The organism is Marinobacterium maritimum, from assembly GCF_039523155.1.
Classification (GTDB): Bacteria; Pseudomonadota; Gammaproteobacteria; order Pseudomonadales; family Balneatricaceae; genus Marinobacterium; species Marinobacterium maritimum.
The window spans coordinates 192757-216477 of record NZ_BAAAET010000004.1 but is presented as its reverse complement, the minus strand read 5'-3'; the positions used below and the strand labels follow the sequence as shown (position 1 = coordinate 216477).

At 60.2% G+C, this 23721-nt stretch carries 22 protein-coding genes and 1 rRNA gene; 15 read left to right on the top strand and 8 right to left on the bottom strand.

What is annotated here, in order from left to right:
• Positions 1-73 (top strand): 5S ribosomal RNA (gene rrf / locus ABD013_RS18495); the annotation flags it as partial.
• A 679-nt stretch (positions 74-752) separates the two neighbouring features.
• Here the strand turns inward: rrf and pyrE are convergent.
• Positions 753-1397: an orotate phosphoribosyltransferase gene (gene pyrE, locus ABD013_RS15700; protein ID WP_343808032.1), complete on the bottom strand. Its 645-nt coding sequence runs from the start codon at positions 1395-1397 to the stop codon at positions 753-755.
• Positions 1398-1567: 170 nt separating this feature from the next.
• Here pyrE and ABD013_RS15695 point away from each other — a divergent pair, with 170 nt between their 5' ends.
• Positions 1568-2341: an exodeoxyribonuclease III gene (locus tag ABD013_RS15695; protein ID WP_343808029.1), complete on the top strand. Its 774-nt coding sequence runs from the start codon at positions 1568-1570 to the stop codon at positions 2339-2341.
• A gap of 53 nt (positions 2342-2394) precedes the next feature.
• Here ABD013_RS15695 and rph read toward each other — a convergent pair whose 3' ends face one another.
• Positions 2395-3165: a ribonuclease PH gene (rph, locus tag ABD013_RS15690; protein ID WP_343808026.1), complete on the bottom strand. Its 771-nt coding sequence runs from the start codon at positions 3163-3165 to the stop codon at positions 2395-2397.
• Positions 3166-3261: 96 nt separating this feature from the next.
• Here rph and ABD013_RS15685 point away from each other — a divergent pair, with 96 nt between their 5' ends.
• The 9 genes from ABD013_RS15685 to spoT all read left to right on the top strand — a co-directional run bounded on the left by ABD013_RS15685 (position 3262) and on the right by spoT (position 13185).
• Complete coding sequence (locus ABD013_RS15685) at positions 3262-4125, top strand: YicC/YloC family endoribonuclease (RefSeq protein WP_343808023.1); 864 nt, start codon at positions 3262-3264, stop codon at positions 4123-4125.
• Positions 4126-4213: 88 nt separating this feature from the next.
• The gene (locus tag ABD013_RS15680) at positions 4214-5056 is read left to right on the top strand and encodes a phosphate/phosphite/phosphonate ABC transporter substrate-binding protein (protein WP_343808020.1); all 843 of its coding nucleotides are present in this window, start codon (positions 4214-4216) and stop codon (positions 5054-5056) included.
• 5 nt (positions 5057-5061) lie between these two features.
• A complete protein-coding gene (locus ABD013_RS15675) occupies positions 5062-6741 on the top strand; it encodes a sensor histidine kinase (RefSeq protein ID WP_343808017.1) in 1680 nt (559 codons plus the stop codon).
• A 288-nt stretch (positions 6742-7029) separates the two neighbouring features.
• Complete coding sequence (locus tag ABD013_RS15670; RefSeq protein WP_343808014.1) at positions 7030-8049, top strand: TRAP transporter substrate-binding protein; 1020 nt, start codon at positions 7030-7032, stop codon at positions 8047-8049.
• A 50-nt stretch (positions 8050-8099) separates the two neighbouring features.
• Positions 8100-8663, top strand: a complete 564-nt coding sequence (locus ABD013_RS15665) for a TRAP transporter small permease (protein WP_343808011.1) — start codon at positions 8100-8102, stop codon at positions 8661-8663.
• A 42-nt stretch (positions 8664-8705) separates the two neighbouring features.
• Positions 8706-9986 carry a TRAP transporter large permease gene (locus ABD013_RS15660; RefSeq protein WP_343808008.1) on the top strand — a complete coding sequence of 427 codons (1281 nt, stop codon included), beginning with the start codon at positions 8706-8708 and terminating at the stop codon, positions 9984-9986.
• Positions 9987-10067: 81 nt separating this feature from the next.
• Positions 10068-10694, top strand: coding sequence for a guanylate kinase (gmk, locus tag ABD013_RS15655; RefSeq protein WP_343808005.1), 627 nt, complete (start codon positions 10068-10070; stop codon positions 10692-10694).
• Positions 10695-10762: 68 nt separating this feature from the next.
• Complete coding sequence (rpoZ, locus tag ABD013_RS15650) at positions 10763-10978, top strand: DNA-directed RNA polymerase subunit omega (protein WP_343808002.1); 216 nt, start codon at positions 10763-10765, stop codon at positions 10976-10978.
• A gap of 83 nt (positions 10979-11061) precedes the next feature.
• Positions 11062-13185 (top strand): bifunctional GTP diphosphokinase/guanosine-3',5'-bis pyrophosphate 3'-pyrophosphohydrolase, encoded by a 2124-nt coding sequence (gene spoT, locus ABD013_RS15645; protein ID WP_343807999.1) that lies wholly within the window; start codon positions 11062-11064, stop codon positions 13183-13185.
• 51 nt (positions 13186-13236) lie between these two features.
• On the opposite strand, the gene ggt is transcribed toward spoT, so the two are convergent.
• Both ggt and ABD013_RS15635 read right to left on the bottom strand, forming a co-directional pair.
• A complete protein-coding gene (ggt, locus tag ABD013_RS15640; RefSeq protein ID WP_343807996.1) occupies positions 13237-14973 on the bottom strand; it encodes a gamma-glutamyltransferase in 1737 nt (578 codons plus the stop codon).
• Complete coding sequence (locus tag ABD013_RS15635) at positions 14970-15455, bottom strand: asparaginase domain-containing protein (protein WP_343807993.1); 486 nt, start codon at positions 15453-15455, stop codon at positions 14970-14972. The genes ggt and ABD013_RS15635 overlap by 4 nt, the downstream gene beginning before the upstream one ends.
• A gap of 97 nt (positions 15456-15552) precedes the next feature.
• Here ABD013_RS15635 and ABD013_RS15630 point away from each other — a divergent pair, with 97 nt between their 5' ends.
• Positions 15553-16863, top strand: coding sequence for an HDOD domain-containing protein (locus tag ABD013_RS15630; protein WP_343807990.1), 1311 nt, complete (start codon positions 15553-15555; stop codon positions 16861-16863).
• A gap of 1 nt (position 16864) precedes the next feature.
• Here the strand turns inward: ABD013_RS15630 and ABD013_RS15625 are convergent, their stop codons facing one another.
• On the bottom strand, positions 16865-18802 hold the full coding sequence (locus tag ABD013_RS15625; RefSeq protein ID WP_343807987.1) for an ATP-binding cassette domain-containing protein: 1938 nt from the start codon (positions 18800-18802) through the stop codon (positions 16865-16867).
• Between the two features lie 20 nt (positions 18803-18822).
• Here ABD013_RS15625 and ABD013_RS15620 point away from each other — a divergent pair, with 20 nt between their 5' ends.
• Together ABD013_RS15620 and bamJ are read left to right on the top strand one after the other, a co-directional pair.
• A complete protein-coding gene (locus ABD013_RS15620; RefSeq protein ID WP_343807984.1) occupies positions 18823-19338 on the top strand; it encodes a TIGR02444 family protein in 516 nt (171 codons plus the stop codon).
• 46 nt (positions 19339-19384) lie between these two features.
• Complete coding sequence (bamJ, locus tag ABD013_RS15615; protein WP_343807981.1) at positions 19385-20089, top strand: BamJ family beta-barrel-assembly machinery protein; 705 nt, start codon at positions 19385-19387, stop codon at positions 20087-20089.
• 39 nt (positions 20090-20128) lie between these two features.
• Here bamJ and ABD013_RS15610 read toward each other — a convergent pair whose 3' ends face one another.
• Together ABD013_RS15610 and rsd are read right to left on the bottom strand one after the other, a co-directional pair.
• Entirely contained in the window at positions 20129-21115 is a 987-nt protein-coding gene (locus ABD013_RS15610) for a WD40 repeat domain-containing protein (protein WP_343807978.1), read from the bottom strand.
• Positions 21112-21585, bottom strand: a complete 474-nt coding sequence (rsd, locus tag ABD013_RS15605) for a sigma D regulator (RefSeq protein WP_343807975.1) — start codon at positions 21583-21585, stop codon at positions 21112-21114. Before rsd ends, ABD013_RS15610 begins: the two co-directional genes overlap by 4 nt.
• Positions 21586-21720: 135 nt before the next feature.
• On the opposite strand from rsd, the gene ABD013_RS15600 reads away from it, so the two are divergent.
• The gene (locus tag ABD013_RS15600) at positions 21721-22119 is read left to right on the top strand and encodes a flagellar basal body-associated FliL family protein (RefSeq protein WP_343807972.1); all 399 of its coding nucleotides are present in this window, start codon (positions 21721-21723) and stop codon (positions 22117-22119) included.
• An 8-nt stretch (positions 22120-22127) separates the two neighbouring features.
• Here the strand turns inward: ABD013_RS15600 and gshA are convergent, their stop codons facing one another.
• On the bottom strand, positions 22128-23699 hold the full coding sequence (gene gshA, locus ABD013_RS15595) for a glutamate--cysteine ligase (RefSeq protein ID WP_343807969.1): 1572 nt from the start codon (positions 23697-23699) through the stop codon (positions 22128-22130).
• Positions 23700-23721 lie beyond the last annotated feature (22 nt).

Sequence of the window (23721 nt, the reverse complement as noted above, 5' to 3'; positions counted from 1 at the left end):
ACTCAGCAGTGAAACGCGTCATCGCCGATGGTAGTGTGGGGCTTCCCCATGTGAGAGTAGGTCATCGCCAAGCATTTAATTAAGTGAAAACCCCGGTCTCGATGAGGCCGGGGTTTTTGCGTTATGGGGTCCCTGTCATCAGCTTCATCTTCCCTCACAGCGTTACTACGCCATCAAGTGGTGGCCGGCATCGATATATGATTCCGCTTGCTCAGTCTGTTCCTGTCACGCTAGCCTCGCATCAGCAGCACACCGGCGTTTTATTGAGCTGTCTCAGAACAGCGTCTGGCTGTTCTTGCCTCATGGGCGCAGCGGCGAGCAGGGGTACATTGTGGATAACCGTACGTGTGTGAATAACGCCTCCCGAGCCGAACATCAACTGTGACGCACAGAAGGCTTGTGCATAACCTGTCCTGGCTGGTGGAAGGCTCGACAGGTTTATGGCTGTGCATAACAGGCGTTATCCACGGCGCTTATTCAAGCGGCCATGGGACAGAGACAGATATGGAAAAGGTTTGGGATGAAGCTGGAAAGATGAGGCGAGTCCGCCGGTGGATAAAAAGGGGGGAAAGAAGGGCCCCGGAGCATCCATTGCTTAGGGCCCTGTCACCGACTTCCATGTCAGCCGCTGCGTGCCTCCGACGCAGGCGTTGAGGTACCGAGACTCCACTCAGCTTGTCACGTCCTGTGAACCTCGAAACACATAGTATCCATTCAAAAAGAGTGGGTATATAGGAAAAATTCCTAATTCCTCACTGAATGCCGTATTGCTCTCGGTAGGCCTGGATTGCGGCGAGCTCATCGGCCATGTTGCCCTGCTCCTGCAGGTACTCCACCAGGTCGGCCAGGCTGATGATGCTGATAACCGGCATCTGGTAGTCACGCTCCACTTCCTGGATGGCGGATAGCTCACCCTTGCCTTTTTCCTGACGGTCCAGGGCGATCAGGGTTGCGGCTGGCTGGGCGCCTGCCTGTTCGATGATGGCCATGACTTCACGGATGGCGGTACCGGCGGTGATGACATCGTCAATGATCAGGACACGGCCTTCCAGAGGCGCCCCAACCAGGTTGCCGCCTTCTCCGTGATCCTTGGCTTCCTTGCGGTTGAAAACGTAGGGAACGTCCTTGGCGTACTCGCTGGCAAGGGACACACAGGTGGCTGCGGCCAGTGGGATACCCTTGTAGGCAGGGCCCAGCATCACATCGTATTCGATTCCTGAATTTTCCAGAGCAGCGGCATAAAAGCGGCCCAGCTTGGCGAGAGCCAGTCCGGAATCAAAAAGGCCGGCATTGAAAAAATAGGGGCTTTTACGGCCGGACTTGAGCGTAAATTCGCCAAAGCGCAGAACATTTTTTTCCAGGGCAAACTCGATAAATTCACGTTGATAGTCCAGCATGGTTTTCTCCGCAGCGGTAATAAAATCAGGGCTATGATACCTGCTGCGGCAAGCCGCATCCATGCAGGATCCGGCTAGAAAAATTTCAAATTTGGCTGCTCAATGGGTACAATTCGCTTTTACCTTCCATCCCATATTCGTTCGAATACGCTCAACGGGGCTAAGACACTATGCGTGTGATCACCTTCAATACTCAGGGTATTGAACAGGCTGCAGACAATGGCTTTTTTGACTGGATGAGCCAGCAGGATGCCGATGTGGTATGTCTGCAGAATCTCAAGGCAAAGGAGTATCAGCTTGATGGCGATCGTTATCACCCGGAGGGTTATCACGCCTATTTCTTCGATGCTTTCGAGGATGGTTTCAGTGGTGTGGCGCTCTATACTCGCCACTTGCCCAAGGCGATCATGACTGGACTGGGCTTCGAGCAGTGCGATTTTAATGGTCGCTTCATTCAGGCGGACTTCGACAAGGTCAGTGTCAGCTCGATGACCATTCCTTCGGGATTGCGCAGCGATGAAGCTCAGGCGGCCAAAATGGAATACCTTGAGCTGTTCATGGGACATCTGAAGAAAACCCTGCGCAAGCGTCGGGAATTCATTTTTGCCGGCACCTTTAACATTGCGCATCGTCCGATTGACCTGAGCAACTGGTATGTAAACCAGCGAGTGTCAGGTTTCCTGGCTGAAGAGCGGGAATGGATCGAAGAAGTATTCGGTGAGATGGGCTACGCGGATGCGTTCCGCGAGGTCAATAAGGCTGAACGTCAGTATACCTGGTGGCCGGACTACAACCGTGCCTGGACGCTGAATGAAGGGGCTCGTCTGGACTACCAGCTTACCACGGCCAATCTGCGCAAGACGGTTAAGAGCGCGCGTATCTACCGTGATCAGCGTTTTTCTGAACATGCGCCGCTGACCATCGATTACGATATCGAGATCTGAACGCAAGCGGGCCGCTCCGGAGAGCGGCCCGCTTGCTTGCCCGACTGGCCAGCTTAGCTCGCCAGTGCCTGTTTCTGCAGCTCCACCAGCTCGCTGATACCCTTCTGAGCCAATGCCAGCATGGCATTAAGTTCGTCCTGTGAGTAGGGTGCACCTTCGGCAGTGCCCTGAACCTCAATGAAGCCACCGGCATCGGTCATGATTACATTCATGTCGGTTTCAGCCGCTGAGTCTTCGGCATAATCCAGATCCAGCACCGGCTCGCCCTTATAGATGCCGACCGATACGGCCGCGATCATCTGCTTGATCGGGTTGCCTTTCATGGCGCCGTTCTTGTCCTGTTTCAGCACGTTGATTGCATCCATCAGGGCGACACAGGCACCGGTAATGGAAGCCGTACGCGTGCCCCCATCGGCCTGGATGACATCGCAATCGATGGTGATGGTGTTTTCACCGAGTTTGTTCAGGTCCAGGGCCGCCCGCAGGGAACGACCGATCAGGCGCTGAATTTCGATGGTGCGGCCGGTCTGTTTGCCACGTGCTGCTTCGCGGTCACTGCGAGAGTTAGTGGCGCGGGGCAGCATGCCGTATTCGGCGGTGACCCAACCCGAACCGCTGCCACGCAGGAAACGGGGGACGCCACGGTCAACGGTAGCCGTGCAGATCACTTTGGTATCGCCAAACTCAACCAGTACGGAGCCTTCGGCATGGCGTGTGAAATTGCGAGTGATACGGATATCGCGCATCTGGTCCGGCTGCCTGCCGCTGGGACGCATCTTGTTCAGTCCTAGGTTCTGCAGTTGTTCAGAAAAGCTCGAACTCATTTGGCCTACCCTTATGTGTCGCCATCCTGTTCGCGCAAGGCGTACGGATGGCTGTTAGAATAATGAAAACGCAATTCTAATAGAGATCGATCGATTATGACACGAAGCATGACCGCCTTTACTCGACAGGAGATGCAGCAACCCTGGGGAACCCTGATCTGGGAACTGCGTTCGGTCAATCATCGTTATCTGGAACCCCACTTTCGCCTGCCTGAGTCGCTGCGGGATATCGAAGGCCCTCTGCGTGAGGCGTTACGCAAGGCGGTCAGCCGCGGCAAGGTAGAAGCGACGCTGAGGTTCGTGCCGGAGAAATCCAGCGGGGCTTTACAGGTCGATCAGGAGTGTCTGCAGGACGTGCTGGCGGCGACCCGGGAATTGCGGGTGGCGGGCGCTGAGATGCAGGCATTGAACCCGCTCGAGTTACTGTCCTGGCCCGGGGTGCTGGTCGAGTCCGCCCTGGATATGCGAGAAGTCAAACAGCAGGCGCAAGCCCTGTTTCGAGAAGGCCTGAAGGATCTGCTTGAGGGGCGTGAGCGTGAAGGTGTGGAGCTGAATCAGCTGATTGTTCAGCGTCTCGACAGTATCGAATCTATTGTGGCGGACGTGAAACTGATGATGCCTAAAATTCTCCAGGCGCAGCGGGACAACCTGCAGCAGAAGCTGTCTGAACTGACCGCTGAACTGGATGCAGGCCGTCTGGAGCAGGAGATTGCACTGCTGGCCCAGAAGGCCGACGTGGATGAAGAAATCGACCGCTTGCAGACGCATGTACAGGAAGTTCGTCGTGTGTTGACCCAGAAAGGCCCGATTGGCCGGCGCCTGGATTTCCTGATGCAGGAGCTGAACCGCGAAGCCAATACCCTGTCGTCCAAGTCGATCGTGGCGTCTACCACACGGAGTGCTGTAGAGCTCAAGGTATTGATCGAGCAGATGCGCGAGCAGATCCAGAATATCGAGTGATATCCGTTCCTCGTTGTTGTCATCACTACTGAAAACGTCTGTGACGCAGGCGGGGAATCTCCATTCCCGAGGCTGAGGAGCGCTACCCATGCTGAATCACCACCGTTTGTTGGCTGTTATCCTGTTGTTCTTTCTGGTCTTTCCAACAGCAGGCCTGCAGGCAGCGGACGGCCGGCCTGTTCTCCGGGTTGGCATAGTGCCGCAGCAGTCGGCTGCGCGTTTGGCTGAGCTATGGACACCGATACTGGCATACCTGTCCAGGCAGTCCGGTTATCAGCTGGACTTCGAGACGGCGCCTGATATACCGGCGTTTGAGAGGCGTCTGGCAGAGGGGCAATACGATCTTGCGTACATGAACCCCTATCATTACACCGTGTTCCACCAGCAACCGGGCTATGCCGCGATCGCACGCCAGAAAGGTGCCCGGATTCATGGCCTGCTGGTAGTGCGCAGGGATAGCCCGATTATGTCCCTGCAAGAGTTGCAGGGTCATACGCTGGCCTTCCCTTCACCAGCTGCTTTTGCCGCCAGTATTCTGCCGCGTGGAGAGCTGAAGCAGCTGGGCATCCAGTTCACACCCCGTTATGTGTCTTCCCATGACTCGGTCTATCTGGGCGTGGCTCAGGGGCTTTTCCCGGCGGGTGGCGGGATCGATAGGACTCTGAGCAACCTGCCCGAGTCATTGCGCGGGCAGTTGCGAATTCTCTGGCGAACTCATGGCTTCACGCCCCACGCCTTTGCTGTACACCCACGGCTGAGCGCTGCAACCAAAGCGCGCCTGCAGCAGGCACTGATTGATATGGATATAACAGAGAGCGGGCGTTCACTGCTGTCCACCATCCGCTTTTCCGGCATCGAAGCGGCGACCGACAGCGACTGGGATGATGTCCGGGCGCTGGATATCCAGTTGCTGCTGCCCTTGATTGAGTAATGCCGATGAAGTTGTCGCTACGTGCCAAAACGGTCCTGGGGATCGCCATTATCGAAGGCTTCATGCTGGTGTTGCTGGTGATGATGCTGCTGGATTTTATTCGAGAGACCAACACGGACAGCATGGAACGCCGCGGGGAGTCCATCGCCAGGTTGTTTGCGACGACAACGCAGGATGCGGTGTTGAGTTATGATCTGGCATCTCTCGACAGCTTCGTCCGGGAGGTCATGAATAACCCCGGTATGGTCTATGCACGGGTTCTGACGGACGATGACGTGCTGCTGGCACAAGCCGGTGATATTGGACGCTTTACCGAATCCGCCAGGGTTGTGGATGCAGAGAATCCCAGCCATGTTTTTGTGGCCGAGGCACTGATTCGTGCCGGCGGAGCAGTCTACGGCAAGGTGCAGGTCGGGCTCGACACCTCTGAGATCGAGGCGGCGGTAGCGGATGCAAGGCACTGGAGTACGCTGATCGTCATGCTTGAAATGGGGCTGGTCGCAGCCTTTTCGACGCTTCTCGGCCTCTATCTGACGCGACGACTGAATGAGCTTCGGCAAGCGGCAGAGCGGGTGTCGACCGGGCAACTGGATGTCAATATACCGGAGAGTGGGTCGGATGAGACCGCACTGGTTTCACGTACTTTCAATCTGATGGTACGCAACTTGCGCCAGTCGCGGATCCGGGCTGAACAGTATCAACAGGAACTGGAGCAGCTGAATGCCGGGCTGGAGCAGCGGGTTCAGGCACGAACCGAAGAGCTGCGGAGCCGCAATGACGAGCTGGAGCGGGCCAACAGCTCGATCCGCGCGCAGCAGGCGCGCCTGGTTCAGAGTGAACGCCTGGCATCGGTTGGGCAACTGGCGGCCGGTGTGGCACATGAAATCAACAACCCTGTCGCCTATGTCTACAGCAACCTCCAGGCCCTGATCAGTTACCAGACGGCGTTTGCCGCGATGAGAAAGTCCTGTGAGCAACTGCTCACATCCGCTGAGCTGGGATCACACCCGCAGGTACAGGCGCTGGCGGCGGCACTGGATGATCAGGATATCGACTACCTGCTGGAAGATCTGCCGGACCTGCTGCAGGACTCCATCGACGGCTGTCGGCGCATTACCGAAATTGTTTCGGCACTGAATGAGTTCTCGCGTGGTGGCAGCAGCACCAGATGGGTCGAAACCGACCTGAACCGATGCATTACCACGACCATCCGAATGGTGAGAGCCCAGTTCAAATATCAGCAAGTGGACATCGAGACCGATTTACAGCCGTTGCCTGAGGTACTGTGCGCAGAAGGGCAAATCAAGCAGGTGCTGTTGAACCTGCTGGTCAACGCGGCCTATGCGTGCAAGGAGCAGGGCAGGATCAGCATCAGCAGTGTACTGGATGAAGCGGCGCAGCGGATTCGGGTCAGTGTTCGGGATACCGGTTGTGGCATCGATGCCGATGATCTGGCGCGGCTGTTTGATCCTTTCTATACCACCAAGCCGGTGGGGGAAGGTACGGGGCTGGGGCTGGCAATTGCCTATAGTATCGTGCAGGAGCATGAGGGTGACCTGGAGGTGACCAGCACGCCGGGCCAGGGCAGCTGCTTCACCCTGGTGCTGCCGCGACGTCCATCACAGCCACTCTCAGACCTGTCCGGCTGGCGCTCTGAGGCTGAAGGGCAGAGCGGCAGGGGGTAGAACATACGTAATGCGTTGAATTAACCTCGCCTTTTGTCGCTCTTTTCGGGGCGAAATGAACATTTCTGACTGTTCATAAAGCTGTGAAAATGGCCGATATTTCGTTTTCGTATGCCGTTTTTGTCGTATTTAAGGTCTTTTCCGGCTTTTTGCTATCCACGGGGGGCGAGCCGTTTTTTGCAAATATATATTTAGATATGCTAAGTATTCAGCTGCGCTGTATTAAAACACTGCATCTGAACCCCATTGCCGGCATCGGCAGCAGCGATCAAACATGGAGATAGATCAATGCGTAAACTCAAAGCACTGGCAGGCGCATGTACTCTTGCGCTGGCGACACTGGGAACCATGGCAACAGCTGAAGCTGCGACCTGGCGTTATGCGTTTGAGGAAGCCCTCACCGATGTTCAGGGGGTCTATGCCAGCAAATTCAAGGAGCACATCGAAGCCAATTCGGATCACAGGATTCAGCTGTTCCCCTACGGCACGCTCGGCGAGTCGGCCGATATCATGGAGCAGACTCAGGCCGGCCTGTTGCAGTTTGTCGATCAGTCCCCCGGCTTTACCGGTTCGCTGATTCCGGAAGCCCAGATCTTTTTCATTCCCTATCTGTTGCCGGAAACCCAGGAAGCGCTGGATCATTTCTTCCGTAACAGCAAGGCCATCAACGAAGACTTCAAATCGATCTACGCTCAGCATGGCCTGGAGCTGTTGAAGATGTTCCCGGAAGGGGAAGTCGTAGTGACCACTCAGGAGCCTTTTGACAGTCCCGCCGGGCTTGATGGCGTTAAAGTCCGTGTCATGACCAACCCGCTGTTGGTGGAGTCCTACAAGGCGTTCGGCGCTACCCCGACCCCGCTGCCCTGGGGTGAGGTCTATGGCGGCCTGCAGACCAACATCATCCAGGGACAGGAAAACCCGCTGTTCTGGGTAGAATCGGCCAAGATGTATGAGGTGACCGACGTGATCACCTTTACCGGCCACAACAACTTCACCACGGCGGTGATGGCCAACAAGCGCTTCTTCGATGGCCTGCCGGCCGAAGACCAGAAACTGGTACGTGATGCCATGCAGGCTGCGTTTGACCACATCATGGAGTATCAGAAAGGTCTGAGTGAGCGCTCACTGGCGAAGATCCTCGAGCAGAAGCCGGAGATGAAGGTGGTTCATCTGACCGCGGAACAGCGTGCGCCTTTCCGTGCCGCCGCTGAGAACGTCGAGGCCAAGTTTATCGACATGACCGGTGACTCCGGCAAGGCACTGCTGCAGCAGTTCAAGCAGGACCTGGAAGCCGCCAAGGCTCAGTAAGCCCTCCGGCCGGCCTGGTCGGGGCCGGCCCCTGACGAGAAAGTATCAACATGTCCGAACACCGCCCGTCCGAGCGGGGCTCCAGTCTACCGGGCATTCTGGGCTGGGTGGATACCTGGCTCGGACGTGCCGAAGCGCTGATGCTGGGCGCCGGCGTCCTGCTGATGGCGTTTAATACCGTGGCCAATGTCGTGGGCCGCTTTCTGTTTCAGAACAGCCTTTTCTTCACCGAAGAGGTCAATCGTATCCTCATCGTCATGATTACCTTTGCCGGCATCGGCTATGCCGCCCGCCATGGCCGTCATATTCGCATGTCGGCCTTGTTTGACGTTCTGCCAGCCACGGGGCGGCGATGGCTGATGATGTTCATCGCCCTGGGCACGTCGCTGGTGATGTTTGCCCTGACCTGGTTCGCGGTGCGTTATATCGGCAGCGTGGCCGACTCGGGACGTATTCTTCCGGCGCTGCAGATTCCGGTCTGGTGGATCTTTCTCTGGGTCCCGCTGGGGCTGGCGGTCACCGGGATACAGTACCTGCTGACGGCGCTGAAGAACCTGATGAGCCGCGATGTCTATCTGTCGACTCAGGTACAGGATGGCTATGACGATGACTGAACCGATCAAGCAGCGGTATTCGGGCAGTACAGGAGGGCAGGGATGACCGCAGTTATGGTAGGCACGATGATCGTGCTGCTGTTGTTGGGCTTTCCGATGATGATTCCGCTGATCGTGGCGGCGTTCATCGGGTTTTATGCGATGTTTGGCGGCATCGAACAGATGGACTTCATGATTCAGCAGTTCATGGCTGGTATCCGGCCTGCCTCGCTGATCGCGGTGCCCATGTTCATTCTGGCCGCCGATATCATGACACGGGGTCATTCCGCGGATCGACTGATCGAGCTGGTGATGAAGTTCATCGGCCATGTCCGCGGTGGTCTGGCGATCAGTACGGCCACGGCCTGTACCCTGTTTGGGGCCGTGTCGGGGTCGACCCAGGCCACGGTAGTGGCTGTAGGCTCGCCACTGCGCCCGAAGATGCTCAAGGCCGGCTACAAGGACAGTTTCGTGCTGGCGCTGATCATCAACTCAAGTGATATCGCCTTTCTGATTCCGCCCAGCATTGGCATGATCATCTATGGCGTGGTGTCCAACACCTCGATCTCCGAATTGTTCATCGCCGGCATAGGGCCGGGTCTTTTGATTCTGGGCATGTTTGCCCTGTACAGCTATATCTATGCCTGTATCCACAAGGTTCCGACTGAAGAGAAAGCGACCTGGCCTGAGCGCTGGCAGGCGGTGCGCAAGGCGATTTGGCCGCTGGGCTTTCCGGTGATTATCGTCGGTGGTATCTACGGCGGTGTGTTCAGCCCGACGGAAGCCGCGGCGGTCTGTGTGCTCTATGCGGTGATCCTGGAGTTCATCGTGTTCCGGGCGCTGCAACCGGTCGAACTGTACACGATTGCCAAGTCCACCGGCCTGATCACCGCGGTGGTGTTCATTCTGGTGGCGGCTGGCGCGGCCTTTTCCTGGATCATCTCTTTCGCCCAGATTCCGCAGACGATTCTGGCCTCGCTGGGGCTGGCCGAAGCGAGCCCGACCGGTGTGTTGATCGCGATATCGGTCGCTTTCTTCATTGGCTGCATGTTCGTCGACCCGATCGTGGTGATCCTGGTGCTGGTGCCGATCTTTGCGCCGGTGGTGGATTCTGCCGGACTGGACCCGGTGCTGGTGGGGGTACTGATCACGCTGCAGGTCGCCATCGGTTCGGCGACACCACCCTTCGGCTGCGACATCTTTACCGCCATCGCCATTTTTCGGCGGCCCTACATCGAGGTGATCCGTGGCACGCCACCCTTCGTGCTGATGCTGGTTGCGGCGGCGGCTCTGCTGATTATCTTCCCGCAGATAGCGCTCTTTCTGCGCGATCTGGCGTTCTGAGTTCCGGGGCCGGCGGTTTGATCGACCGGCGGCCCCGGGCTATAGTGCGCGCTTTGACAGTCACATGATCGGAAGGCACAGATGACCCAACTCGCCGGCACTTTATACATTCTCTCGGCCCCTTCGGGCGCAGGCAAAACCAGCCTGGTCAAGGCTCTGCTGCAGCAGGATGATCAGGTCGGGGTGTCGGTGTCCCATACCACCCGTGCCATGCGCCCGGGCGAAGCGGATGGCGTCGATTACAACTTCGTTAGCATGGATGACTTCAATGCGCTGATTGAACAGGGTCAGTTCCTGGAATATGCCGAGGTCTTCGGCAACAAGTACGGCACCTCCCAGCAGTGGGTCAAGGAACAGCTGGCCGCCGGCCGCGACGTGATTCTGGAGATCGACTGGCAGGGCGCCGAGCAGGTACGTCGGCTGATGCCGGAGGCCGTTACCGTCTTTATCCTGCCGCCGAGCCGCGCCGCACTGCGTGAGCGCCTCAATGCCCGTGGTCAGGACAGTGACGAGGTGATCGAAGGGCGCATGGCCGAAGCGACCAGCGAGATGAGTCACTATCCCGAATACGATTACCTGCTGATAAACGATGATTTCGATATCGCCCTGCAGCAGCTGGCCAGCCTGTTCCGGGCACGGCGCCTGCGCCAGTCCGCACAGCAGACCCGTCATCAGGTGCTGCTGGAGCAGCTCTTGTCTGAGGGCTGAAAGCCCCGTAAACTGTACGGTCCTTTTTAGTAGTTCTAATAGTTCCTTCCAACCCGTTCGAGGTCGCAATGGCACGAGTAACCGTTGAAGATTGTCTGGAAAATGTTGAAAACCGCTTTGAACTGGTGATGGTTGCGTCCAAGCGTGCACGCCAGATCGCCGTCGGTGGCAAGGACCCCAAGGTCGATTGGGAAAACGACAAGCCGACCGTTGTAGCCCTGCGTGAAATTGCTGAAAACCTGGTCGACCGTGCGGAAATTCTGAACGCTCAGGATCAGGACTGATCTTTTCCCCGCGACCGTAATACGGCATCATCAGGGGTAGGTGGCTGGCGCCTGCCAGCCTTCAACCCTTAGCGGAGATGTTGATGCCGACGATAGACGCCCTTTCCCATCGCCTCGAAGAGTATCTGGTCCCGGAGCAGATCGCCCGGGTTCGGCGTGCCTATTTCTACGCTGAGCAAGCCCACGATGGTCAGCGGCGCAAGAGCGGCGAGCCCTATGTGACGCATCCGCTGGCGGTGGCCAACATCCTCGCCGGCATGCACATGGACCATCAGAGCCTGATGGCTGCCATGCTGCACGACGTGATCGAAGATACCGAGATCGACTATGCCGGTATCGAAGGGCAGTTTGACACCTCGGTAGCTGATATCGTGGATGGTGTGTCCAAGCTGACCCATCTGGAATTCGAAACCAAGGCCGAGGCCCAAGCGGAGAACTTCCAGAAGATGGTGCTGGCGATGGCCGAGGATATCCGCGTCATCCTGGTCAAGCTGGCCGACCGTCTGCACAACATGCGCACCCTCGGTGCCATGCGCCCCGACAAACAGCGCCGCATCGCCCGCGAAACCCTCGATATCTACGCCCCCATCGCTGCCCGTCTGGGCATGCGCGACCTCCAGGTCGAACTGGAGGATCTGGCATTCCAGTCCTACTATCCGATGCGCGCCAAGCGCATCCGTCGCGCCGTGGTCCACGCCCGTGGCCAGCGCAAGGACATTATCGAGCAGGTGCGCGAAAGCATGCAGAACCGGCTGGATCAGGAAGGGCTCAGTGGTCGGGTCAGCGGTCGCGAGAAGCACCTGTACAGCATCTATCGCAAGATGAAAGTACAGCGCAAGGCATTCGCTGACATCATGGATGTGTTCGCCTTCCGTGTGGTCACCGACAGCGTTGACGACTGCTACCGCATCCTTGGTGCGGTACATAACCTGTACAAGCCGGTACCGGGCTGCTTCAAGGATTACATCGCTATTCCCAAGGCCAACGGCTATCAGTCCCTGCACACGGTACTCTTTGGGGCTCGCGGCATGACCATCGAAGTACAGATTCGCACCAAAGACATGGATGCCGTGGCCAGTCAGGGTATTGCAGAACACAGCCACTACAAGGTCAAGGGCAGTACCGAAACGGCGCTGGGCTCCTACAACCGAGCCCGCAAGTGGGTACAGGGGCTGCTGGAGATGCAGCAGAACGCCGGTGACTCCATGGAGTTCATCGAGAGCGTGAAGAAGGATCTCTTCCCCGACGAGGTCTATATCTTTACCCCCAAGGGGCGCATTCTGGAGTTACCCCGCGGCGCTACCCCGGTGGACTTCGCCTATGCCGTGCATACCGATATCGGCAACTCCTGCGTCTCCTGCCGTATCAACCGCCGCCTGGCACCGCTGTCCGAACCGCTGGAAAGCGGCCAGACCGTCGAGATCATCACCACGCCGCGTGCCCAGCCCAACATGGCCTGGCTCAATTTCGTCGTCACCGGCAAGGCGCGTACCAGTATCCGCCACTTCCTGAAAAACCAGCAGCGTAACGAATCGATCGAACTGGGCCGTCGCCTGCTGGGACAGTTCATGGGCAACTACGGTGCCTCGCTGGATGATATAGACCCCGAACGTCTGGCTCAGCTGCTTCAGGAAGCGGATTTCAGAACGCTGGATGACCTGCTCGAGGATATCGGCATGGGTAACCGCATGGCCTATGTGGTGGCCCGTCGCTTGCGCCCCGAATCCCACAGCGACCAGGAAGACCAGCCGGCCGAACAGGGCCGGGCGTTGGCGATCCGCGGCGCCGAAGGGATGGTGATGCAGTATGCCCGCTGCTGCCACCCGATACCCGGCGATGCCATCATTGGACATATCAGCAGTGGTCGCGGGCTGGTGGTGCACCGTACCGAATGCCGCAACATCGGTTACCTGCGTGACAACCCCGAGAAGACCATCTATCTGGAATGGTCCGCGCCTCAGGACAATGAGGAAGAGTTCGTGGTGGGGCTGCAGCTGGAGGTTCGCTCTCAGCGGGGTATCATCGCCAACCTGGCCACCGCTGCCGCGGCTGTCGGCGCCAACCTGCTCAAGATCGACAGCGGTGAGCGGGACGGCCAGCTGTGCAGCGTGCAGATGGAGCTGACCGTATTCAACCGTGTCCACCTGGCGCGGGTGATCCGCAAGCTGCGTGGCCTCAGCTCGGTCACCCATATCACTCGCCAGTAACGGCCGGGACCGGGCATGGCGCCATGCCCGGTCAACCTCATGGGGCGCTGCTCAGCGCCCCAGTGCCAGCCCTTCTCTACGCGGATCGACCCCTGCCTCCCAACGGCCATCGCCGCGTCGGCGCAGTGCGTGAATACCGCTGTTCAACTCCCGGATCTTCACGCTGTGTCCCCTGTCCTGCAGCTCGAACAGCAGCTGCTCGGCGCTCGTGTCCTGCTCCAGCTCGGTCACGCCGTTGCGGTTGCTGACATGTCCCTGATGCAGGATTTCCTGCAGCGACAGGTCGGTATGCAGCATCAGCAGCAGGCTTTGGGCCACGTAGTTGATGATGCGGCTGCCGCCTGGAGAACCCAACGCGGCGAGCGGCTGGTTGTCCTTATCAAACACGATCACGGGTGCCATGGAGCTGCGCGGCCGCTTGCCTGGCGCAATGCGGTTGGCCACCGGCTTGCCGTCCTGCTCGGGCAGGAAGGAGAAGTCGGTCAGCTGGTTGTTAAGCAGGAAACCGCCGGCCATCAGGGTGGAGCCGAACGCCATCTCGATGCTGGTGGTCATCGACACCAGGTTGCCCTCGGCATCGCGGATCACGAAATGGCTCGTGGATGGTCGCTCCGGCGCCTGGTCATCGCTGCGCCTGAGTGAGGTGGGTTCGCCAGCTTGTGCCTGGCCCATATCCCGTGCCGGGTCGATCAGCCTTGCCCGCTGTTGCAGGTAGTCGGGCGCCAGCAGTGCATCAACGGGGACCTCGACGAAGTCGCTGTCGGCCAGATAGCGGCCCCGGTCGGCATAGGCCAGTCGGCTGGCCTGGGTCAGCCGGTGGCTGAATACCAGGTCCGGCAGTGTGCCGATATGCAGCTCCTGGGTGGCCATCAGGCCCAGTATCTGCAGCAGGGTGGTGCCGCCCGAGGTAGGCGGCGGGAAGCCGCAGACCCTGTACTCACGGTAGGGACGACACAGAGGTGCGCGCTCACGAGGCTGATAGTCGGCCAGATCCTGCGCCTGCAGGCGGCCGGGATTATCCCCGGCGGCTCGTACCGCCGCGACTATCTGTTCTGCCAGCGGGCCCCGGTAAAAGGCATCGGCGCCCTGTTCGGCGATCAGGGTCAGCGAGTCTGCCAGCGCCGGGTTACGCAGCCGTGTACCCACCGGCAGCGGCTCACCTTCGGCAGTAAAGAAATAACTGCGCGCTTCCGGGTAGCGCACCAGGCCTGGATTGATGCCATCGGCGATCAGCTTGTGCAGGCGGGGCGTCACGCGGAAGCCTTCCCGTGCCTGTTGAATGGCCGGGCCGAACACCTGCTGCCAGGGCAGTTGGCCGTGGCGGTGGTGGGCCAGCTCAAGCATGCGAAGCACGCCTGGCGTACCGACCGAGCGGCCACCCACCAGCGCCTGTTGCCAGGGCATGGGGCTGCCGTCGTCGTTCAGAAAAAGATCGGGTGTTGCAGCCGCTGGCGCGGTCTCGCGGCCGTCATAGGCGAACAGTTGCTGGCGCCTGGCGTCCCAATAGAGCAGAAAGGCGCCACCACCGATACCGGAAGATTGGGGTTCCACCAGCGTCAGCATCGCCTGTACGGCGATGGCGGCATCCAGTGCGCTGCCCTTGTTATCGAGCATGGCAAGGCCGGCTCGGGTTGCCAGCGGGTGAGCACTGACTACCAGTGCCTGGTCGACGACAACGGGATCACGGCGCTGCCAGCCGGTGGCACTTTCCGGCGCCAGCGATTCGTTGACCGCATGGACCGGGGTCAGGATCAGCAGCAGCGACAGCAGCCACCAGAATCGGGTCATGGGTGCTCCTCGAAAGTGCCGGCGGCGCGATTTTTCACCGTGCGTTCCGGATGAAGCACGCGCCCGTTCATGTAGATGTATACGCCATGGGGCATGGCCTGAGCCAGGGCCACGGCACCACCCAGGTTGAAGGCCGCATCGCTGTCACGAAAGCGGGCCGGCTGCATGGCACCGGTCAGTACGATGGTGCGATCGGTGAAGCTCTGCAGCGCCATGGCGGTCTGTACCAGCGTATCGGTGCCGTGGGTGATGACGATATGACGGCAGTCGTCTTCGGCCACGGCGGCACGCAGTGCGTCCCGGTCGGCATCGTCCATGTCCAGACTGTCCTTGCGCAGGACGCTGCGGACCCGGTATTCGCAGCTGACAGCGGCCATCTGCATCAGCTCCTCAGCCATGGGGTCGCCGATGCTGTATTCGCTCAAAGCATCATAGTAGACCTTGTCGATGGTGCCGCCTGCGGTCAGAATTTTGATCTGCATAGCTGTGTGAACTTCCTGTTTGGGATAGGCTTGGATACAGTAATCCAAGCGTGGTGTCATTACAGCTTAACCCAATCGCCTTATGGGAGAGAAAACCTTGCCTATCGGAGTTCCTGTTCAGCCGTTGACTGAAAGCAGTACGACACCGGTCCGTCCGGTGCTGCTGCATGATCGTGAAGGCAAGGTGCTGGCGCTGTTGCCGGCGGCCGCCCTGCTGGACCTGGGGCGCCTGTGTCAGCTGGCCGGGCGTGAACTGCAGCCGGTGAAGGCCGAAGATGCCCAGCGTTTTTTCAGTCAGCCGGCACTGCGGAGTGAGTCCGGACTGGAGCAGCTGTTGTCACTGCCGCTGCTGGTGGATGAACAGTGTCCTGAGGCTGACTGGCAATGCAGGGAGCCGCATTCGGGCTGGCAGTTTGCACTGGCTCAGCCTCCGGCACACGAACGGGTGCAGATCGGCAGTTTCGCCCTGCCGGCCCAGACACCGCAGGAGTCGGTCGGCCTCAGTGATACTCAGGTGATCAATCGTGCTGTTGAGCGTTTCACCGGCCTGCGCGTACAGCAGCGTCTTGAGGACCTGCTGGGCCTGCCGGGTCTGTCCGAGAGCATGCACAGCATCGTGCGGCTGCGCTCCAATCCCGATGCCGGGGTCGATGACCTGGTGCCGGTGGTCAAGCGCGATCCAAGTCTGTCCGCGCAGGTGATGGGCTGGGCCTCTTCGCCCTATTATGCGGCGCCGGGCAAGGTGCGCTCAATCGAAGATGCGGTGATCCGGGTGCTGGGGTTTGACCTGGTGATTAACCTGGCGCTGGGTGTGGCCATGGGCAAGGTGCTGCAGTTGCCCGAGGATATTCCCCGCGGCTCAATCTACCACTGGGATCAGGCGATTTTCACCGCGACGCTGTGCGAAAAACTGGCCGCCAAGGCGCAGCTGGACGAGCGGCCCAGGCCCGGTCTGGCCTATCTGGCGGGCTTGCTGCACAACTTTGGCTATCTGGTACTGGGCCACCTGTTCCCGCCCTATTTCTCGCGCCTGTCACGCTATATCGAGGCCAATCCGCATCTGGAACAACAGCAGGTCGAGCAGGAAGTACTGCATGTGACCCGTGAGCAGATCGGTGGCTGGTTGCTGGAAAGCTGGAAGCTGCCGGACGAGGTGTCCATGGCGGTACGCTGCCAGCAGGTACCGGAAGAGGCCGGTGAGCATCAGGTCTATGCTCAGTTGCTGTTTCTGGCCAGCCGCCTGCTGCGCGCCGAAGGGCTCAGCGACGGTCCTCGGGTGGAGGTGCCGGCCAGTCTGCTGGAGCAGTTGCAATTGGCGCCGGATCAGGTGCGTCAGGCGGTGGATGAGGTCAAGGCGCAGGCGGACAGCCTGGCGCAGATTTCCAGGCTGTTCGACGCCCGTAACTGACTCAGTCGGCGCTGGCCAGGCTCTGCTCCAGAGCCTCCAGTGCTTCCTGTTGCTCCAGCCAGTTGGCTTCGGTGTCCTCGAGCTGGCGCTTGTGCTCGGTCTGACGCTGCAGCAACTGCTTCAGCTCCTCCTTGCGTTCATCCGTATACAGGCCGGTATCGGCCAAGGCCGTCTCGATCTCGTCCAGGCCGGATGACAGCTTATCCATCTGCTGTTCCAGCTTGCTGACGGCCTGCTTCAGCGGACGCAGCTTGGCGCGCTGTTCGGCTTCCAGACGTTTCTGCTCCTTGCGCTCGGCGGCGCTGAGCGAGCGGGGCGCATCCGCAGCACCGGCATCGGAGCTGTTTGCATCGCGTTTCTGCTCTTCCCGGCGCTGTTGCGCCAGCCACTGGTGGTAGTCGTCCAGGTCGCCGTTGAACTCGCTGATCTCGCCGTCGTGGACCAGCAGGAACTGGTCGACGGTGTTGCGCAGCAGATGGCGGTCGTGGGACACCAGAATCAGCGCGCCCTCAAAGCCCTGCAGCGCCAGCGTCAGGGCATGACGCACTTCCAGGTCCAGGTGGTTGGTCGGTTCGTCGAGCAGCAGCAGGTTGGGTTTCTGCCAGGCGATCAGCGCCAGCGCCACACGGGCCTTCTCGCCGCCGGAAAAACGTCCCACCGGATCCAGCGCATCGTCGCCGAGGAAGCCGAAGCTGCCGAGGAAGTTGCGCAGCTCCTGGTCCGTGGCCTTGGGGCTGATCCGCTGCAGGTGCAGCAGTGGCGAGGCCTGCATGTCCAGTGCTTCAAGCTGATGCTGGGCGAAGTAGCCGATGCGCAGGTGTTCGCCTTCGTGGCGCTCGCCGGCCTGCAGTGCCAGGTCGCCGACCAGGGTCTTGATCAGCGTGGACTTGCCGGCGCCGTTGGCGCCAAGCAGGCCGATGCGGGCGCCGGGGATCAAGGTCAGCGACTGCTGGCGCAGGATGCTGCGATCCGGGTAGCCGAGATCGGCGTCACTGAGGGTCAGCAGCGGCGAGGACAGCTTGTCGCTGGCGTCGAAGCGGAAGGTGAACGGCGAGTCCACATGGGCCGGGGCGATCTGCTCCATCCGCTCCAGCTCTTTCAGGCGGCTCTGCGCCTGTTTGGCCTTGGAGGCCTTGGCTTTGAAGCGGCGTACGAACTGCTCGATCTGCTCGATACGGGACTGCTGCTTCTCGAATGCGGCCTGCTGCTGGGACAGTTTCTCGGCGCGCAGGCGCTCGAAGGCGGTGTAGTTGCCCTTGTACAGGGTCAGTTCCTGGTGTGCCTGGTGCACGATATGGCTGACCACGTTATCGAGAAAGTCGCGGTCATGGGAGATCAGCAGCAGGGTACCCGGGTACTGACGCAGCCACTGCTCCAGCCAGATGGTGGCATCCAGATCCAGGTGGTTGGTGGGTTCGTCGAGCAGCAGCAGGTCGGACGGGCACATCAGTGCCTGCGCCAGATTGAGGCGGATGCGCCAGCCACCGGAGAAACTGCTCACCGGTCGTTCGGCATCGCCGGGGGCGAAGCCCAGGCCGGCCAGCAGCTGATGGGCGCGGGATTCGGCCCGGTAACCATCCATCGCTTCCAACGCAGCATGCAGCTCGCCGATACGGCCATCCTGATGCTGTGCTTCAGCGGTCGCCAGATCGGCCTGTATGGCCCGCAGGCGGTGATCGCCGTCGATAACGTAATCGAGCGCACTGCGCGTGCTGGCGCTGACCTCCTGGGCCATGTGGGCGATGCGCAGCTGGCCGGGCAGCTGCAGCTCGCCGGCATCCGGGTGCAGCTCGCCCAGCAGCAGCTTGAACAGCGAAGACTTGCCGACGCCGTTGGCGCCGACAATACCCACTTTCCAGCCGGCATGCAGGGTCAGGTTGGCCTCGGCTAGCAACTGCTGCGGGCCGCGATGTAAGCTAAGGTTCTGTATCTGAATCATGGCGGGGATATTACCACAGCATGGCCTTGGACAATCCTCTCTGGCGCTATGCGCTGGCACTTTATGCATCTCCCGGGGTGGAGACATCTTGCCTGGAGCTTCAGGGGCAGGGAGCGGCGGTCAACCGGCTGCTGCTGGCCTGCTGGCTGGGGCATCGCGGCATTGCGCTTGACACTGATCGCTGGCAAGTACTGGATACGGACTGGCGGCGGGCAATTACGGAACCGCTGCGCCAGATCCGCTACCGGGTCCGGGCGCTGCGGGCTCAACAGCCTGAGGTCGAGGCCTGTTACCACGCTCTGCGTCAGGCGGAGCTGGCGGCGGAGCAGGTCGAGCTGATGCAACTGTGGCAGGCGTCTGCCCTGTGGTGCAGCGATGCTTCCTGTGATCCCGAGGCATTGATCCTGGCCAACCTGATCAGCTATCGTCAGTTGACCGGACATGCTCTGGACGAAACCTGTCTGCGGCATCTGGCACGGGCGGCAACCGAACTGTCGGTGGAGGAGGCTGAACTTTCCTCCGGACACGAACACTAATCACTCACTGTGTACGCTGAATAACGCGAACGAAGGATAAGATGATATGAAGAAAAGCATGCTTGCCATCGCCCTGAGTGGCGCCCTGGTGGCCAGCGCGGGCGCTCAGGCCGAAGCACTGGAAACGGAACAGCAGAAACTGAGCTACAGCCTTGGCCTGATCCTGGGCGAACGCCTGCAGGCGGACATCGACGAGCTGGATATCGATGCTTTTACCAGTGGGGTTGAAGCGATCTACAAGGATGAAACCCCGTTGCTTGACCAGCAGCAGGTGGCCGAGGTGATGCAGGCATTCCAGACCCGCAAGATGGAAGAACAGCGTCAGGCGATGGCCAAGCTGGCTCAGGACAATCTGGATAAGGGCCAGGCCTACATGGCCGACAACGGCAAGAAGGATGGTGTGAAAACCACCGAGTCCGGGCTGCAGTATGAAGAGCTGACCGCCGGCAAGGGCGAGAGCCCGAGCGCCGAGGATACGGTCAAGGTACATTACCGCGGTGAACTGATCGACGGTACCGAGTTCGACAGCTCCTATGCCCGCAACGAACCGGTTTCCTTCCCGCTGAACGGTGTTATTCCCGGCTGGACAGAAGGTTTGCAGCTGATGAAGGAAGGTGGCAAGAGCCGTCTGGTGATTCCGGCTGAACTGGCCTACGGTCCGGGCGGTATGGGCAATGCGATTGGCCCCAACGAGACGCTGGTGTTCGAGGTCGAGCTGCTCGAAGTCAATCCGTCCGAAGAGAAAGAGTAATGTCTCCGCCTGCCACCGGCCGGTGGCAGGCATTTTCCTCTAGCGCAGCCAGTTGACCATGCCGTTGGAACCGACGGCCAGCCAGCTGTTGCCGTCCTGGCCAAACGCCACGGCAATCACCCCGGTACTGGTCGGCCCGTAGGCGGCACGCTTGTCCAGCTTCCAGCGCCGCAGCACCTGCTGGCGGTTCAGATCCCAGAGCTCAACGGTGCCATCGGCTCGTCCGGTCAGCAATTGGTCGCTGTTGGCGGAGAAGCGGGCGCTCAGATAGCTGAGCCGGCGCGGGAACAGGCTTTCGTCGCCACTGAGACTGAACAGCTCCTCGCCGCTGTCGGTGTGCCACACCAGTGCCTGATCCAGGCTGCCCGAGCTGAACGCCAGGCGACCGTTGGGTGACAGCGCCACCGTATCCACGGTATTACCCAGCTCCATGCGCTGCAGTTCAGTGGCGTTTTCCAGGTCCCAGAAGCGAGCGATGCGGTCATCGGCCCCAGTCAGGGCAAAGCGTTCATCGCTACTCAGGGCAACACTGCGTACCCGCGCGGAATGGCGCAGGCTGGTGCGGACGCCGCCCTGACGGATATCGAAGTACACCGCTTCGAAGTTGCCCAGCCCCAGCAGGGCATAGTTGCCCTGTGTGGACAACTCGGCATCCAGAATTTCACCCGGTGAGCTCCAGAATCCCTCGGAAGCGCCGGTTTCAACGTTCCACAGTACCAGATCCTGAGGGTTGGCCGTCAGAGCGTAACGTCCCTCGGGCGAGAAATCGACGGCGGACAGCACACTGAAGGTGCGCGGCTGGTGATTCCAGTCATACCGGCGGGCGCGCTGCGACAGGTCCCAGAGGCTGCCGCCATGCGTGACGGCGCCGACCAGGGCATGCTGGCCACCGGGCGACAGGTCGGCGCTGTAGGCGCCGCTCTGCTCGGTCAGGGCCAGGGATTCGGAAGCGGAGTCGGCGCTGCTGCCGCAACCGGCGAGCAGCAATCCTGCCAGCAGCAGGGAAACGTGGCGCAGAGGGATCACGACGCGTCTACCAGGTCCTTGTGTGCGTTGTGCAAAATTTCGATCAGTTGATCTTCCAGGGCAAAGCGCTCTTCCAACGTTTCACCCAGATCGGACAGATCCCGTGACAGCTGGCAGAGTTGCTGCAGTGTGGGGGTATCGAGGCTGCCGTAGGCATCGTTGAAATCCAGTGCCTGGTCGGTCGAGGGCTGGATCAGCGGGAACAGCTGCTGGGCCTGCTCAAGGCTGCCGTCGGCGAATTCACTGCCTTCACGCAGCAGTTGCTCGTAGACCTCGAAATGACCCGAGGAAAGATAGTCCATCAGCAGGTCGCAGAACTCGCCCACTGAGCTGTTCAGCGGTGCGCCGGCTTCCTGGGCCGGGATGGAGACAAAGGTGGAGATCAGCTGCTGCCGCTCCTCCAGCCAGTGGTCGATGATCGTACTGACACCGCCCCAGCGTTCTTTGGCGTTGCGACACTTCTCGAGCATGATCTGTCCCTCCGACGTTGGTTGACTCCATACTACTGCCAGCCCCGGGAGGGTGCAATACACCCACCGCAGGCGTGGAGAAGAGCCCTCGCACAGGGGTATACTGGGTGCTTACGGACAAACGGAGAAAATGCCATGTGGCGAAATCTGGGGCTGTGCCTGGCCCTGCTGGCCGCGCTGTTGAGCCTGCCGGTGCAGGCTGAGAAAACGGCGGAAGACTACATCAACTACATCGAACTCAAGCCCTTCGTGACCAACTTTGGCGGGCCGGGCAAGGTGCGTTTCCTCAAGGCCGAGGTGACCATTCAGGTGGAAACCCCGGACGCTCACCATGCCGTCAATGCGCATATGGCGCATATCCGCAATGATCTGGTGTTCCTGTTCTCGGCGGTGGAAGAGGATCAGGTGGGCAGTGTGGCGGCCCAGCAGGTGCTGGCCGAGCAGGCGCTACACGCGGTGCAGCAGCTGCTGAAGGAAGAGACCGGGCAGACCCAGGTTTCCGACCTCTTCTTCACCAGCTTCGTGACCCAGTAAGTGTGAACTCAGCCGGCGACGTAGTCGGCGAGGAAATCGGCAAAGGCCGGAGCCGGTGCCGCTTCCAGCTCGGCCTGCTGGCCAAGAGAGTCCTGGGCGGCCTGCTGCAGTCGGCTCGCCGTCTCGCTGGCCAGCAGCGGCTCGGTGCTGCTGCGGTGTTGACGGCTCATCTCCAGCACCCATTCGCTGTGACTCAGGCCGCTGCTGCGCAGGGCTTCCAGTACCTGGGCTGAGGGTGTCAGCTCGGGGGCTGCGACCTTGTCACGCTGGGCAGCGACCGCACGGCGATGGGCGTCACCGCCCGCCACGTCATCCAGCAGGGCAGCGGTTTGCGCTACCTTGTCCAGAATCTCATTAGCCAGTTGCTCCCGGGGCAGCTCGCCGCGACGACTGTGCAGCAGCAGGCCCGGCTCACGACCGCGGTTGACGATGCGGGCGTGGTTTTCCGCCACCAGCGCACATTCGCGTTCATCCAGGTCATCGGCCTGGCCCAGCAGGCAGGTGATCAGGAAGGCGTTGAGGAACTGCGCCTGTTCAGTATCGATACCCAGCGGCAGCAGCGGGTTGATATCGGTGTTGCGCACCTCGACATACTCGACGCCGCGATGCATCAGCGCATGCACCGGCTTCTCGCCGGACTCGGTCACCCGTTTCGGACGCACGTCGCTGTAGTATTCGTTTTCGATCTGCAGCACGTTGGTGTTGAGCTGGCGATAGTGCTCGTCTACCAGTACGCCGATCTGTTCATAGGCCGGGTGCGAGGTATGGATCGCCCGGTGCAGGGAGTCGGCGTAGCTGTCGAGATGGTTGAAACAGATCTGCAGGTCGGCCTGTGCCTTGTTGGAGTAACCCAGGTCGCTCATGCGCAGCGAGGTGGCATAGGGCAGGAACAGGGTGTCGGGATCGAGCTGTTCCAGGTTGTGGCTGCGTCCGGCCATGAACGAGGCGGACAGCGCCGGTGAAGCGCCGAACAGATACAGCAACAGCCAGCCGTAACGGCGGAAGTTGCGGATCAGACGGAAATAGCCGGCGGAGCGGAATGCCTGCAGGCTTTCGCTGTTGCCCTCAAGCTGCTGCCAGGCGGGCCAGAAGGCCTCCGGCAGCGAGAAGTTGTAGTGGATGCCGGCAATCGTCTGCATCATCTTGCCGTAGCGATATTTCAGCCCCTGACGGTAGACATGCTTGAGCCGGCCCACATTGGAGCTGCCGTACTCGGCGATCGGAATGGCATCCTCGGACGGGATCTCGCAGGGCATGCTGGCGCACCAGAGTTGCTCTTCGCCAAGCTGGCCATAGGTGAAGGCGTGCAGCTGGGTCAGAAACGCCAGCGCCTCGGCCGGGGTGTCATGTACCGGGGTGATGAACTCCAGCAACGCCTCGGAGTAATCAGTGGTGATGAACTCGTGAGTCAGTGCCGAACCCAGGCCGCGGGGGTGCGGCGTCTGGGCAATGTGGGCATCAGGCATGACACGCAGGCCTTCCTTCTCGATCCCCTGGCGGGTCTGAGTGAGCAGAGCGGCATGGCCCGCATGGGCCAGGCGTTCGAGTTGGTGTTCCAGAGTAGCCAGCACCGTTGTCATTCCTGTGGTTAAGCCTGTAGGG